This is a genomic window from Pelagerythrobacter marinus, assembly GCF_034375205.1.
In the GTDB taxonomy this organism is placed as follows: domain Bacteria; phylum Pseudomonadota; class Alphaproteobacteria; order Sphingomonadales; family Sphingomonadaceae; genus Pelagerythrobacter; species Pelagerythrobacter marinus.
Genome location: NZ_CP139719.1, coordinates 3,077,709 through 3,090,261, shown reverse-complemented (window position 1 = coordinate 3,090,261; position 12,553 = coordinate 3,077,709). Strand labels below are relative to the sequence as shown.

The following is a 12,553-nucleotide window of genomic DNA, read 5'->3' as shown; positions in this document are numbered from 1 at the left end:
GGTCCGATTTGCCGATGCGACTGTCCAACCTGGCCGACTATGCCGTCGTGACGATGAGCGCCGCCGCACGCCATTGCGGCGGCGAACGCACGAGCGCGGCCGAGCTGGCGGCCGAAACCGGCCTTCCGGCGCCGACGGTCGCCAAGCTGGTCAGCCGCCTTTCCGCCGCCGGGCTCCTGCGCTCGGTGCGCGGGGCCGGCGGCGGGCTGCAGTTGGCCCGGCCGGCGGCGGCGATCACGCTGGCGGACATCATCGAGGCGGTCGAAGGCCCGATTGCGCTGACCCAGTGCGTCGAGGGCGACGATTGCGCGGTCGATCACACCTGCAGCGTCAAGCCGCACTGGCCGATCGTCAATGCCGCCCTTCGCGGGGCGCTCGCCGGCATTCCGCTGACGCAGCTTGCCGCCGATCCCGTGCCGCCGGGCGCCACCGGGCGGGCATCTCCCGCGCGCGAAAACACTCTATCCGGAACATCTGCATGAACGAAGAGATCGACATCCAGGACCGCGAGGCCCGCGAGGCCGCGGCGAAAGCGGCCGAGTACGAATTCGGCTGGCATTCGGACATCGACACCGAGTTCGCGCCCAAGGGGCTGAACGAGGACACGGTCCGGTTCATCAGCGCCAAGAAGCGCGAGCCGGAATGGATGCTCGAATGGCGGCTCAAGGCCTTTCGCCTGTGGCAGGACATGGCGGAGCCCGACTGGGCCAAGGTCGGCTATCCGCCGATCGATTACCAGGACGCCTATTACTACGCCGAGCCGAAGAAGAAGCCGCAGCTCGAATCGCTCGACGAGCTCGATCCCGAGATCAAGTCGGTTTACGACAAGCTCGGCATCCCGCTGGCGGAGCAGGAAGTGCTCGCCGGGGTGAAGGGCGCGCGCAAGGTCGCGGTCGATGCCGTGTTCGACAGCGTTTCGGTCGCGACGACTTTCCGCGAGGAGCTGCAGAAGGCGGGCGTGATCTTCCTGTCGATCAGCGAGGCGATCCGCGAACATCCCGAACTGGTGAAGAAATGGCTCGGCAAGGTCGTGCCCCAGCGCGACAATTACTTCGCCACGCTCAACAGCGCGGTCTTTTCCGACGGCACTTTCGTCTACGTGCCCGAAGGCGTGCGCTGCCCGATGGAGCTTTCCACCTATTTCCGCATCAATGCCGAGAATACCGGCCAGTTCGAACGCACGCTGATTGTCGCCGAGAAGGGCAGCTATGTCAGCTATCTCGAAGGCTGCACCGCGCCGATGCGCGACGAGAACCAGCTCCACGCCGCAGTGGTGGAACTGGTCGCGCTCGACGATGCCGAGATCAAGTATTCGACCGTGCAGAACTGGTACCCCGGCAATGCCGAGGGCAAGGGCGGGATCTACAATTTCGTCACCAAGCGCGGCCTGTGCCAGGGCGCGCGCAGCAAGATCAGCTGGACGCAGGTCGAAACCGGCAGCGCGGTGACCTGGAAGTATCCGAGCTGCGTGCTCAACGGAGAGGATTCGGTCGGCGAATTCTACTCGGTTGCCGTCACCAACAATTACCAGCAGGCCGATACCGGCACCAAGATGATCCACAACGGCAAGGGCAGCCGTTCCACGATCATCTCCAAGGGCATTTCGGCGGGCAAGAGCAACAACACTTATCGCGGCCTCGTGCGCGTTGGCCCCAATGCCGAAGGGGTGCGCAACTTCACCCAGTGCGACAGCCTGCTGCTGGGCGACAAGTGCGGCGCGCATACCGTGCCCTATATCGAAGTGAAGAACCCCAGCGCCCAGATCGAGCACGAGGCGACGACCAGCAAGATCAGCGACGACCAGCTGTTCTACGCCATGCAGCGCGGGCTGGACGAGGAAGAGGCGGTGGCCCTGATCGTCAACGGCTTCGCGCGCGAGGTGCTGAAGGAACTGCCTATGGAATTCGCGGTCGAGGCGCAGAAGCTGCTGGCCATCTCACTCGAGGGGAGTGTGGGGTGATCTGGATCGCGATGCTCTTTGCACTCTGCCTGCTGATGGCAGGCGCATCACTGTTTCGCCTCCGCGAAATGCTCGTCGCGCGTGAGGTCAACGTGTGGGGAACCATTTGGCGCAAGTCGGCGGAGACGAAGGGCTACTGGTTTTGGGTAAGCCTAATGGCATTCTTTGCGCTGGCTGGCTTTGCATTCGCGGTCGTAAGTTCTGTGGCCCTAGCACACGGAGCGGGTCTCCTTCCATGACTGACCGCAAAACCCTCCAGCTGCGCGATCCGTCCGAGACCACCGACGCGCCCGCGATCAAGAAGCGCGGGCGCGGGTGGGAGATCTCGGAGAAGCGGCTCGACGCGCTGCACGAGCGGGCGCGCGAGATGCGGCGGCATGCGTCGGACGCGCACAAGGCGCTGGCGGAGCGTTTCGCCAAGGCCGATCTCGGGCGCTATACCTTCAAGCGCTTCGCCGTGGTTGGCAGTGCGATCGTCGATTTCAACTGCCACAATCTCGGCATGGCGATCATCATCGACGAGGATGGCGCGGACCCGGCGCTCGCCCGCCGCCGTGACAAGAGCCTCGAGGCCGTGGGCGTGCGCGTCATGCATATCGCGGCCAGGGAAGTGCTCGAAAACATCGACGATGTCCTCGCCCGGATCACCGCCGGGATGCGCATGCGCATTGCCGACAAGAGCGAGGCGCGCCGCCAGCACAACGCCAACAATCCCCGGCAGACCCGGCCGCGCTACGACCGCGCGGGCAACGGTCCGCCGCGCAAGCCCCGGAAAGACTGATGCTGAAAATCGAAAACCTCCATGCCGAAATCGACGGCACGCAGATCCTCAACGGCCTGACGCTCGAAGTGGGCGCGGGCGAAGTCCACGCGATCATGGGCCCCAACGGCGCGGGCAAGTCCACGCTCGCCTACGTGCTCGGCGGGCGCCCCGGCTACGAGGTCACCGCGGGATCGGTGACGTTCAAGGGGCAGGACCTGCTGGAGCTGGAGCCGCACGAACGCGCCGCTGCCGGCATGTTCCTCGGCTTCCAGTACCCGGTCGAGATCCCCGGCGTCTCCAACGTCCAGTTCCTGCGCGAAGCGCTCAATTCCCAGCGCAAGGCGCGGGGCGAGGAGCCGCTTACCGGCGGGGATTTCCTCAAGCTGGCCAAGGAAAAGGCCGGGCTGCTCAAGCTCGACATGGACATGCTCAAGCGGCACGTGAACGTCGGCTTCTCGGGCGGCGAGAAGAAGCGCGCCGAGATGGTCCAGATGGGTATTCTCGACCCGGTTCTCGCCGTGCTCGACGAAACCGATTCGGGCCTCGACATCGATGCGCTGCGCGTCGTGGGCGAAGGGATCAACGCGATCATGCGCGCGCCCGACAAGGGCGTGCTGCTGATCACCCACTACCAGCGGCTGCTCGATTACGTGAAGCCGGACTATGTCCATGTCCTGAGCAAGGGCCGGATCGTGAAGACCGGCGATGCCGACCTGGCAAAGCGGCTCGAGGCCGAGGGGTACGAGGCCGTCGCGGCATGAAGCTGCTTGCATTGCCTCTCCTGCTCGCGGCCAGTGGATTGCAGGCCCAGCCGGCAGCCCGGCCTTCCGCCCCGCAGCCCGCTCCGCTCGATGCCCAGAGCGCCGCGGCCAAGCTGAAGGGATGGAAGGGCAGCGTCGCGCGTGCAGACGGGCGGCTGGTCTGCCGCACGCGCACCAGCACCGGCGATCGCCGGCTCGACGCGATCCGTTGCGGCGCCATGCTGACCTGCGCCCGCCCGTTGCAGGGCGAGATCGACCGGCTGGCAGCCACCGCCATACCCGCGGGCGAGCGGCGGCTCGCTTTCGACCGCCTGATGGCGACCGCGCGCCCGTGCATGGACCGATACCAGGACGAGGCAATCGCGCGCCTGCTGACCGAAGAAGGAGGGCGATCATGAACGCCACCACCACCCTGCCCACCCGCAAGGACGAAGCCTGGCGCTATTCGGCGGTCGAGGCGCTCGATGGCGTCGATCTCGACGCCTGGCGCGAAATCGACGTCGCGGCCGGAGAGACGTTCCGCGAATGCCTGACGATCGAGGACGGGCCCGGGACCGGCGCGAGTGAACTGCGCCGCCTGCGCGTGACGCTGGGCGCGGGCGCGCGGTGCGAGCTGTTCGCCGTCATCGCCGCTGCCGAGCTGGGCCGGATCGAGGTCGAGGTGCGCCTGGCCGAAGGCGCGCATTTCGAACTCGGCGGAGTCACGCTGGGCGGCCGCGAGACCGTGCGCGAATTCGTCACCCGCGTGGTCCATGCAGAGCCTGGTGCGACCAGCAACCAGGTGGTCCGCGCGGTTCACTGGGGCCGGGGGACGGGCAATTTCCTCGGCAATATCGACGTCGTGCGCGACGCGCAGCAGACCGACGCGGCGCAGAGCTTCAAGGGCCTGCTGCTCGAAAAGGGCGCGAGCGTGAACGCCGTGCCGCAGCTGGAGATCTTTGCCGACGACGTCAAATGCGCGCACGGCGCGAGCGTGGGCCAGATGGACGAGATGGCGCGGTATTACATGGCGGCGCGCGGTCTCTCGCCCGAGCTTTCGCGCCGGCTGCTGGTCCAGGCCTTCATCGGCGATGCTTTCGTTGCGCTCGATGACGAGGGCGAGCGCGAGCGGATGATGGACATCGCCCTCGCCAAGCTGGACAAGCACCTGTGAGCGTGGCGACGACTCTCGATATCGCCAGCGTGCGCGAGGATTTTCCCGGCCTCCGCGCGCCCGGGGGCGAACCGTGGCACTACCTCGACACCGCGGCCACGGCGCAGAAGCCGCAGGCCGTGATCGATGCCGTGTCGCGCGCGATCGGCGCGGATTACGCCACCGTCCATCGCGGCGTCTATTCGCGCTCCGCCGAAATGACGCTGGGTTACGAGGCCGCCCGGCGGCGCGTGGCCGCCTTCGTCGGGGGGCAGGAGGCGGAACTGGTCTTCACCCGCGGCGCGACCGAGGCGATCAACCTCGTCGCCCATTCCTGGCCCGACAAGGGGCGCGTCCTGCTCTCGGTGCTGGAGCATCATTCGAACATCGTGCCCTGGCAGCTCGCCGGCTGGCAGGTCGATGTCTGCCCGCTGACCGAAGACGGCGCGATCGATCTCGACGCGGCAGAGGCCATGCTGACGCGCGAGCATACGATGGTCGCCTTCGCCCATGTGTCCAACGTCCTCGGTTCGACGCTGGATGTGGAGCGCGCCGCCGCCCTGGCGCATTCGGTGGGCGCGAAGCTGCTGATCGACGGGTGCCAGGCCGTGCCGCGCCTGCCGGTCGATGTCGCGGCGCTCGGCTGCGATTTCTATGCCTTCAGCGCGCACAAGCTCTACGGCCCGACCGGCGTGGGCGCGCTGTGGGGCCGGGCCGAGCTGCTCGATGCCATGCCCCCGTGGCAGGGCGGCGGCTCGATGATCGAGAAAGTCGCCTTCGACGGGACCATTTACGCCCCGCCGCCCCAGCGGTTCGAGGCGGGAACGCCGGCGATCGTCGAGGCGATCGGGTTTGCCGCGGCCTGCGATTATGTCGCCGGGATCGGACCCGGGCGGATCCACGCGCACGAGGCCGCGCTGGTCGCGCGCCTGCGCGAAGGCCTGCGGGGGATGAACGACGTGACCCTGTTCGGCCCCGCCGAGAGCGCGGGAATCGTCAGTTTCGCGATGAACGGGGTTCACCCGCACGATCTGGGCACCATATTGGATGAAGAAAACGTCGCGATCCGCGCCGGGCATCATTGCGCGCAGCCGCTGATGGCCCATCTCGGCGTTCCCGCCACCGCGCGCGCGAGTTTCGGCCTCTATTCGAACGAGGACGACCTCGAGGCGCTCTTGCGCGGGATCGATCGCACCAGGAGGATCTTCGGATGACCGAAGCGAACGAGAAGAAGAAGGATTTCGTCGCCGCGCCGACCCCCTACGAGGCGGTCGAGAAGCCGCCGCGCGCCCGGGTGGAGGACGCCGTGGACGAGGCCCCTCGGGAAGACGCGGGGGCCGAAAGCGCGCGCGACACGATGACGCGCAAGCGCGACTATCTCGAAGGGTTCCTGCAGAAGAAGCCGGAAAACCTCCCCGCCGGGGCGCCGGGGGGCGAGCTCTACGAGGCCGTCGTCGCCGCGCTGAAGGAAATCTACGACCCGGAAATCCCGGTCAACATCTACGATCTCGGGCTGATCTACGGGGTCGATGTCGATGACGAAGGCGGGGTCGTCGTCACGATGACGCTGACCACCCCGCATTGCCCGGTGGCCGAGACGATGCCGGGCGAAGTCGAACTGCGCGCCGCCAGCGTGCCCGGCGTGCGCGATGCCGAAGTCAACCTCGTCTGGGATCCGCCCTGGGGGCCGGACAAGATGACCGACGAGGCCCGCCTCGAACTGGGGATGCTGTGATGGTCGATACGAAAACCCGCCCCGCGCCCAAGGCCGCGGTCGTCCTGACGGCGGCGGCCGAGAAGCGCATTGCCGATCTCATGGCCCAGGCCCCGGACGATGCGGTGGGGGTCAAGCTGTCCACTCCGCGGCGCGGGTGTTCGGGCCTTGCCTACTCGGTCGACTATGTGAGCGAGGAACAGGCGTTCGACGAGAAGATCGAAACGCCCGGCGGCACGTTCTACATCGACGGGGCGAGCGTGCTCTACCTCGTCGGCAGCACGATGGACTGGCGCGAGGACGATTTCACCGCCGGCTTCGTGTTCGAGAATCCCAATGCCAAGGGCGCCTGCGGCTGCGGCGAGAGCTTCATGGTCTAGCGCCCCGGCGCCAGCACCTCCGCCGCATTCTCGCCCGCAGACAAGGCCCGGCCGAGACACGCGCCGGCGACATCGCCGAGGAGGAGCGCCCATTCGGGCGAGTTCGCCCCGTCCTCGCTCGCCTGCGCGATCCGGAGCAGCGCCTCGCGCGCCTGTTCGCCGGGAATCGCCCGCTGCCTGCCGCCCGAGGCGAGGAGGATGCGGCGGGCGAGCCGGCATTCGGCCCCAGTGACGTGCCGCGGCCCCGGCGTGCCGCCCACGCGGGTCGGGCCGTGTCCTTCGATCACCGCCAGCTCGATCTGTTGCAGGGCATAGAGCCGGACGCTGTCGGGCACGGCGCCGGCCCGCTCGACGAGGCGCACGAGCAGTTCCAGCTCCGCCATCGTGATCGGCGATCCGCCGCTGTCGATCGCCCCGATCAGCCAGTGCGCCTCGCACGCGTCGCAGGTGTCGGGCGGGTCGCTCGCGCCCAGCACGAACTCGCACAGGGCATCGACGAAGAAGTCGGCCCATTCGCCGCTCGGGTGGTCGAGCGCGCGGTTGAGCATGAACAGCGTTTCGGCCTCGTGCCGCGTGATCGTGCCCTCGCTCCAGCCCAGCTGGCGCAGGGCGAGCAGCGAAGGCGGGGAGATCTCTCTCTCCGCCGCGGCAGACCGTGCCAGGTCGGCAAATCCGATGGTCATCGCGTCGGCCCTTTCTTCCCGGGACGGCCGCGATTCTCCGCCCGGGGCGTTAACGGCGCGTTACCGCGCGCTGCGGGCTGTCGCCTATCGGCGTCGCAATGCCGCAACGCAGGCGGCGCGGTCCACGTCCAGCCCGTCGGACGCCCGCCGGGCATCGACGTAGGTTGCCGTGGGTTCGGCGCCGGGCCGCAACGGGTAGAGATAGACGTCGAGCACGCAGGCCTCGCCGGTGAACTGCAGCTTGCGCGCATCGCCTTCCCACACGTTCAGCCGCGCGGTGCCGAAAGTCCGCTCCAGCGCCTCCGCATCGGCGCCGATGACGCCTTCCAGCCCCGGCAGATCCATTACGCGGGGCGCGCGAAAGCCGGCGGATGCAGGCGGCGGGGCCGGCCGGGTCGGCGGCGGGGCGGGCTGCGCCGACCCCGGGCGATCGGGGGTGTTCCCGCCCGCAGACGGGGCCGGCACCGTGGCGCAGGCGCCCAGCAGCGGGAGGGCAAGAACGGCGAGGAACCGGGAACGGGCGAGCGACGGCAATGGTTTATCCCTTGCGGCGATGGACGAGGTGGACGGCGGCGGCGGCCCCCAGCACGGGGCCGAGCAGGTTGACGAACGGCACCGCGAGAAGGCCGGCGATCGTTCCGCCGAGGAGGAAACGCTGCGCGCCGGTCAGCGGCGGTTCGGCCGCGGGGGCCGCGTGCCGGTGGCGCGCCCAGGCGAGGTCCTGGAACTCGCGGCCGAGCAGCCAGGCGTTGACCAGCCAGAAGACCAGGGCCGGGCCGATCGCGGTGAAGGCCAGCGGGATCGCGACGATCAGCGCGCCGAGGTTGGCGGCGAGCGCGCGCGCCGTGGCCCGCACGCTGGCCGCCAGCTCCGCCCGCCAGGGCAGCGCCCGCGCGCGGGCGCGCGCCTGCGGATAGTGTCGCGATTCGACGGCGGCGACGATCTCGTCGGCGAAGAACTGCAGCACGGCCAGCGCGACCAGCCGGAACAGCAGCCACCCGCCGACCACCGCGAGCAGCAGGCCGACGAGGGCGCCGATGCCTTCGCTGCCGGCGATGTCGCGCCGTTCCAGCAGGGCATCGATCGCGAAGCCGGCGCCCAGCCCCAGCAGGACGAAGACGACCAGCGTGATCGCGATCGATTTCGCCAGGACGCGCAGGATCGCGGGATCGGCCAGCTGGGCGGCAGCACGGCCGAGGGCGGAGGGAAGCGCGAGCATTGCCGGCGAAAATGCGGCCGCGCGCAGGCACAAGTCAATCGCAAAGCGGCAATGCGCGCCCTTGGCGCGAGTGCCGGCAGCCGCTAGGCGCGAAGGCATTCCTTCCCCGAGGCTTTTCAGGACCGGCCGTGACCCAGCAGACCACCGAACCCCGTTACGACGTGATCGCCATCGGCAATGCGATCGTCGATGTCATGGCCCCGTGCAGCGAGGAACTGCTGGAGGAACTGGGGCTGGCCAAGGGCGGCATGACGCTGGTCGATGCCGCGCGGGCGGAAGAGCTTTATGCCGCGATGGGCCCCGCGCGCGAGATTTCCGGCGGCTCCGCGGCCAATACGCTGGCCGGCCTCTCGGCGCTCGGCGCGCAGTGCGCCTTCATCGGCCAGGTGGCCGACGACCAGCTCGGCGCTGTCTTCGCCCACGATATCCGCGCCGTCGGGATCGATTTCGACACGCCGCCGAGGCAGGACGATCCGCCCACGGCGCGTTGCCTGATCTTCGTCACGCCCGACGCGCAGCGCACGATGAACACGTTCCTCGGCGCGAGCCAGTTCCTCCCGCCGTCGACGCTCGATGCGGAGGCGGTCGGGGCGGCGAAGATCCTCTACCTCGAAGGGTACCTGTGGGACCCGGAAGAACCGCGCGCCGCGATGCGCCGGGCGATCGAGGCCGCCCGGGCCGCCGGGCGCAAGGTGGCCTTCACCTTGTCGGAGGTGTTCGTGATCGATCGCCACGGCGACGATTTCCGCGCTCTGATCGACGACGGGCTGATCGATATCCTGTTCGCCAACCACCTCGAGCTCGCCGCCCTGACCGGCAAGGACACGCTCGACGCCGGCATTGCCGCGCTGCAGGACAAGGTGCCGACGCTGGTCGTCACCCGCAGCGCGGATGGTGCCGTCGCCGTGCACGACGGGCAGCGGGCCGAAGTGCCGGCGGAGCCGATCGAAAAGGTGGTCGACACGACCGGCGCGGGCGATCTCTTCGCGGCCGGGTTCCTCTATGGCTACGTGCGCGAGGAATCGCTGGAGACCTGCCTGCGCCGCGGTGCGATCGCCGCGTGCGAGATCATCTCGCACTATGGCGCGCGGACCGAGGCCGACCTGTCCCGCCTGATGGACGACAAGCTGGGCTGAGCGGCAGGGCCGCCGCGCGCGGCCGGCTTCAGCCGGCCTTGCCCTCGCGCTCCACCTCGCGCCAGCCGATGTCGCGGCGGCAGAACCCGTCGGGGAAATCGATCGCGGCGATCGCGGCATAGGCCGCCGCCTGCGCCTCGCCCACCGTATCGCCCATCGCGGTCACGTTGAGCACGCGGCCGCCGTTCGCGCGCAGCGTCCCGCCGTCGCGGCGGGTGCCGGCGTGGAACACCTTGGCCTTGTCGCGATCGACCTTCCCCAGGTCGATCGCGCCGCCTTTCTCGGGCGCGCCGGGATAACCCCTGGCCGCCATGACCACGGTCAGCGCGGAGCGGGGCGAACGCCGGACCGGGTCGCAGGTGCCGAGCCGGTTCTCGGCACAGGCGAGCATCAGTTCGCCCAGGTCGCTTTCCATCCGCATCATCAGCACCTGGCATTCCGGGTCCCCGAAACGGGCGTTGTACTCGATCAGCTTGGGGCCTTCCTCGGTCAGCATCAGCCCGGCGTAGAGCACGCCCGAATAGGGCATTCCCTCGTCCGCCATTGCGCGCACGGTCGGCGCGATGATCCGCTTGAGCACTTCGCCGTGGAGCGTGGGCGTCAGGACCTTGGCCGGGCTGTAGGCGCCCATGCCGCCGGTATTGGGCCCGGTATCGCCGTCGCCCACGCGTTTGTGATCCTGCGCGGTGCCGCAGGGCAGGATCGTCGCCCCGTCGGTCAGCGCGAAGAAGCTGGCTTCCTCGCCTTCGAGGAATTCCTCGATCACCACTTCGGCGCCGGCCGCGCCGAACTGGCCGCCGAACATGTCGGCGAGCGCGGTCTCGGCCTCCTCGCGGGTCTGCGCGATCACCACGCCCTTGCCCGCGGCGAGGCCATCGGCCTTGAGCACGAAAGGCGCCGTGAACCGGTCGAGCGCGGCGGTCGCCGCCTCCAGCGAGCCGGCGCGGACATAGCCGGCCGTGGGAATGCCGGCCCGTTCGCACAGCTCCTTGGTGAAGGCCTTGCTCCCCTCGAGCCGGGCCGCCGCCTTCGACGGGCCGAAGACCGCCACGCCGCCGCCGCGCAGCGAATCGGCAAGCCCGTCCACCAGCGGCGCTTCCGGCCCGATCACGACCAGGCCGATGCGCCGTTCCTCGCAGAAGGCGAGGACGGCCGCGTGGTCGCGCGCGTCGAGATCGACGCAGGTCGCGTGTTCGGCAATGCCGGGGTTGCCCGGCGCGGCGTAGAACCTATCCTCCTCGCGCGAGAGAAGGCGGGATTGCGCGAGCTTCCATGCCAGCGCATGTTCGCGCCCGCCCGAGCCCAGCAGAAGGATGTTCATGGCCGCTCCAGATTTCGAAGATGGTGGCAGTGGCGGGCTCGTAGCGCGCTCGCAGCGGGGGGACAACGCCGAGCCGCTGACGATCACCGAAGTTTCCGGCCTGCTCAAGCGGACGGTGGAGGAGCGCTTCGGCTTCGTGCGGCTGCGCGGCGAGCTGTCGGGCGTCAAGCGCGCGGCGTCCGGCCACGTCTACTTGTGCCTGAAGGACGAAGGCGCGGTGATCGACGGGGTCATGTGGCGCAGCACGGCCCAGCGGCTGAGCTTCGCGCCCGAAGACGGGCTGGAAGTCGTCGCCTCGGGAAAGCTGACGACATACCCGGGGCGCTCGAAATACCAGATCGTGATCGACCGGCTGGAAGTCGCGGGCGAGGGGGCCCTGCTCGCGCTGCTCGAGAAGACGCGGGCCCGGCTGGCGGCCGAAGGGCTGTTCGCGCCCGAGCGCAAAAGGCCGCTGCCCTTCCTGCCGCGCACGATCGGGGTCGTGACGAGCCCGACCGGCGCGGTGATCCGCGACATCCTGCACCGCCTGGCAGACCGGTTTCCCAGTCACGTGGTCGTCTGGCCCGTCCTGGTCCAGGGGCAGGGCGCGGCCGAACAGGTCGCCGCGGCGATCCGCGGTTTCGGCGCGCTTCCGCCTGATGGCGCCGTGGCGCGGCCGGATCTCCTGATCGTCGCGCGCGGCGGCGGGTCGATCGAGGACTTGTGGAGTTTCAACGAGGAGGCCGTGGTCCGCGCCATTGCCGACAGCCCGGTGCCGGTGATCAGCGCGGTCGGCCACGAGACCGATACGACGCTGGCCGATCACGCGGCCGACCGGCGCGCCCCCACGCCGACCGCGGCCGCGGAAATGGCCGTGCCCGTGCGGGCGGAGCTGGCGGCCGCGGTGGCCGACTATGGCCTGCGCAAGCGGCGCGCGATCCTGCGCCCGGTGGCGATCGGCCGCGAACGGCTGGAGGCGCGGGCCCAGCGCCTGCCGCGCGCCGACGCGCTGCTCCAGCCCCAGGCCCAGAAGCTCGACGAGCTGGCGGAGCGGCTGCGGCGCGGGCTCGCCGACCGGGCCGGGCGCGGGCGCGAGCGCCTGTCCGAACTGCGCCTGTCGCCTGCCGTGCTGCGCCACGCCCTGCGCGATGCGCGCCAGCGGCTCGACGCGCAGCGCCTGACCCCGATGCTGCCGACCCTGCGGCTCCAGCGCGAGCGGGAGCGGTTCGGCGCGCTCGAACGTCTCCACCTCTCGCTCGACCCCAAGGCGCCGCTCGCGCGCGGTTTCGTGCTGGTGAAGGACGCGCGCGGCGATCTGGTCCGCTCGCGCGCCGCGGCGGCGGGGGAGCCTTCGCTGGAGCTCGAATTCGCCGACGGCGCGCTCCACGTCGCGCCGGCCGGTTCGGCCGGGGGCAGGGCGGGCCCCGCCCGGCCGGCGAAGCGTGCGCCAAAGCCCACGAATGCCGCCGCGCCGCGGCAAGAGGATTTGTTCGGCCGCGAATGAC

At 69.6% G+C, this 12,553-nt stretch carries 16 protein-coding genes; 12 read left to right on the top strand and 4 right to left on the bottom strand.

Annotation, left to right across the window (positions count from 1 at the left end):
- Nucleotides 1-14: 14 nt before the first annotated feature.
- The 10 genes from T8T98_RS15100 to T8T98_RS15055 are packed head-to-tail and all read left to right on the top strand — an operon-like array spanning nucleotide 15 to nucleotide 6,710.
- Complete coding sequence (locus T8T98_RS15100; protein WP_251104608.1) at nucleotides 15-482, top strand: SUF system Fe-S cluster assembly regulator; 468 nt, start codon at nucleotides 15-17, stop codon at nucleotides 480-482.
- On the top strand, nucleotides 479-1,960 hold the full coding sequence (gene sufB / locus T8T98_RS15095; protein ID WP_251104609.1) for a Fe-S cluster assembly protein SufB: 1,482 nt from the start codon (nucleotides 479-481) through the stop codon (nucleotides 1,958-1,960). The genes T8T98_RS15100 and sufB overlap by 4 nt, the downstream gene beginning before the upstream one ends.
- Nucleotides 1,957-2,199, top strand: coding sequence for a hypothetical protein (locus T8T98_RS15090; protein ID WP_160733502.1), 243 nt, complete (start codon nucleotides 1,957-1,959; stop codon nucleotides 2,197-2,199). The genes sufB and T8T98_RS15090 overlap by 4 nt, the downstream gene beginning before the upstream one ends.
- Entirely contained in the window at nucleotides 2,196-2,741 is a 546-nt protein-coding gene (locus tag T8T98_RS15085) for an endonuclease domain-containing protein (protein WP_251104610.1), read from the top strand. Before T8T98_RS15090 ends, T8T98_RS15085 begins: the two co-directional genes overlap by 4 nt.
- Nucleotides 2,741-3,484 carry a Fe-S cluster assembly ATPase SufC gene (gene sufC / locus T8T98_RS15080; RefSeq protein WP_251104611.1) on the top strand — a complete coding sequence of 248 codons (744 nt, stop codon included), beginning with the start codon at nucleotides 2,741-2,743 and terminating at the stop codon, nucleotides 3,482-3,484. Before T8T98_RS15085 ends, sufC begins: the two co-directional genes overlap by 1 nt.
- Nucleotides 3,481-3,882, top strand: a complete 402-nt coding sequence (locus T8T98_RS15075; RefSeq protein WP_251104612.1) for a hypothetical protein — start codon at nucleotides 3,481-3,483, stop codon at nucleotides 3,880-3,882. The genes sufC and T8T98_RS15075 overlap by 4 nt, the downstream gene beginning before the upstream one ends.
- A complete protein-coding gene (locus T8T98_RS15070) occupies nucleotides 3,879-4,637 on the top strand; it encodes a SufD family Fe-S cluster assembly protein (RefSeq protein WP_251104613.1) in 759 nt (252 codons plus the stop codon). The genes T8T98_RS15075 and T8T98_RS15070 overlap by 4 nt, the downstream gene beginning before the upstream one ends.
- A 2-nt stretch (nucleotides 4,638-4,639) precedes the next feature.
- The gene (locus T8T98_RS15065) at nucleotides 4,640-5,830 is read left to right on the top strand and encodes an aminotransferase class V-fold PLP-dependent enzyme (protein WP_251104614.1); all 1,191 of its coding nucleotides are present in this window, start codon (nucleotides 4,640-4,642) and stop codon (nucleotides 5,828-5,830) included.
- On the top strand, nucleotides 5,827-6,351 hold the full coding sequence (locus T8T98_RS15060; protein WP_160733508.1) for an SUF system Fe-S cluster assembly protein: 525 nt from the start codon (nucleotides 5,827-5,829) through the stop codon (nucleotides 6,349-6,351). Before T8T98_RS15065 ends, T8T98_RS15060 begins: the two co-directional genes overlap by 4 nt.
- Nucleotides 6,351-6,710: a HesB/IscA family protein gene (locus tag T8T98_RS15055; protein ID WP_251104615.1), complete on the top strand. Its 360-nt coding sequence runs from the start codon at nucleotides 6,351-6,353 to the stop codon at nucleotides 6,708-6,710. Before T8T98_RS15060 ends, T8T98_RS15055 begins: the two co-directional genes overlap by 1 nt.
- Here T8T98_RS15055 and T8T98_RS15050 read toward each other — a convergent pair.
- The 3 genes from T8T98_RS15050 to T8T98_RS15040 form a co-directional block, all read right to left on the bottom strand.
- Nucleotides 6,707-7,393: a hypothetical protein gene (locus T8T98_RS15050; protein ID WP_251104616.1), complete on the bottom strand. Its 687-nt coding sequence runs from the start codon at nucleotides 7,391-7,393 to the stop codon at nucleotides 6,707-6,709. The genes T8T98_RS15055 and T8T98_RS15050 overlap by 4 nt on opposite strands.
- 84 nt (nucleotides 7,394-7,477) lie before the next feature.
- On the bottom strand, nucleotides 7,478-7,927 hold the full coding sequence (locus T8T98_RS15045; RefSeq protein WP_160733511.1) for a hypothetical protein: 450 nt from the start codon (nucleotides 7,925-7,927) through the stop codon (nucleotides 7,478-7,480).
- A 4-nt stretch (nucleotides 7,928-7,931) separates the two neighbouring features.
- Nucleotides 7,932-8,612, bottom strand: a complete 681-nt coding sequence (locus tag T8T98_RS15040; RefSeq protein WP_251104617.1) for an EI24 domain-containing protein — start codon at nucleotides 8,610-8,612, stop codon at nucleotides 7,932-7,934.
- A gap of 128 nt (nucleotides 8,613-8,740) precedes the next feature.
- On the opposite strand from T8T98_RS15040, the gene T8T98_RS15035 reads away from it, so the two are divergent.
- A complete protein-coding gene (locus T8T98_RS15035) occupies nucleotides 8,741-9,748 on the top strand; it encodes an adenosine kinase (protein ID WP_407675045.1) in 1,008 nt (335 codons plus the stop codon).
- Between the two features lie 28 nt (nucleotides 9,749-9,776).
- Here the strand turns inward: T8T98_RS15035 and purD are convergent, their stop codons facing one another.
- Complete coding sequence (gene purD / locus T8T98_RS15030; RefSeq protein ID WP_251104618.1) at nucleotides 9,777-11,069, bottom strand: phosphoribosylamine--glycine ligase; 1,293 nt, start codon at nucleotides 11,067-11,069, stop codon at nucleotides 9,777-9,779.
- Between purD and xseA the strand changes: the two genes are divergently transcribed.
- Complete coding sequence (gene xseA / locus T8T98_RS15025) at nucleotides 11,068-12,552, top strand: exodeoxyribonuclease VII large subunit (protein ID WP_251104619.1); 1,485 nt, start codon at nucleotides 11,068-11,070, stop codon at nucleotides 12,550-12,552. The two genes, purD and xseA, sit on opposite strands and share 2 nt — an antisense overlap.
- Nucleotide 12,553 lies beyond the last annotated feature (1 nt).

What these genes read in the sequence shown, in the direction of transcription:
- T8T98_RS15100 (WP_251104608.1), top strand. Translation starts at nt 15, where the DNA reads ATGCGACTGTCCAACCTGGCCGACTATGCCGTCGTGACGATGAGCGCC.
- sufB (WP_251104609.1), top strand. Translation starts at nt 479, where the DNA reads ATGAACGAAGAGATCGACATCCAGGACCGCGAGGCCCGCGAGGCCGCG.
- T8T98_RS15085 (WP_251104610.1), top strand. Translation starts at nt 2,196, where the DNA reads ATGACTGACCGCAAAACCCTCCAGCTGCGCGATCCGTCCGAGACCACC.
- sufC (WP_251104611.1), top strand. Translation starts at nt 2,741, where the DNA reads ATGCTGAAAATCGAAAACCTCCATGCCGAAATCGACGGCACGCAGATC.
- T8T98_RS15075 (WP_251104612.1), top strand. Translation starts at nt 3,481, where the DNA reads ATGAAGCTGCTTGCATTGCCTCTCCTGCTCGCGGCCAGTGGATTGCAG.
- T8T98_RS15070 (WP_251104613.1), top strand. Translation starts at nt 3,879, where the DNA reads ATGAACGCCACCACCACCCTGCCCACCCGCAAGGACGAAGCCTGGCGC.
- T8T98_RS15060 (WP_160733508.1), top strand. Translation starts at nt 5,827, where the DNA reads ATGACCGAAGCGAACGAGAAGAAGAAGGATTTCGTCGCCGCGCCGACC.
- T8T98_RS15055 (WP_251104615.1), top strand. Translation starts at nt 6,351, where the DNA reads ATGGTCGATACGAAAACCCGCCCCGCGCCCAAGGCCGCGGTCGTCCTG.
- T8T98_RS15050 (WP_251104616.1), bottom strand. Translation starts at nt 7,393, where the DNA reads ATGACCATCGGATTTGCCGACCTGGCACGGTCTGCCGCGGCGGAGAGA.
- T8T98_RS15040 (WP_251104617.1), bottom strand. Translation starts at nt 8,612, where the DNA reads ATGCTCGCGCTTCCCTCCGCCCTCGGCCGTGCTGCCGCCCAGCTGGCC.
- xseA (WP_251104619.1), top strand. Translation starts at nt 11,068, where the DNA reads ATGGCCGCTCCAGATTTCGAAGATGGTGGCAGTGGCGGGCTCGTAGCG.
- purD (WP_251104618.1), bottom strand. Translation starts at nt 11,069, where the DNA reads ATGAACATCCTTCTGCTGGGCTCGGGCGGGCGCGAACATGCGCTGGCA.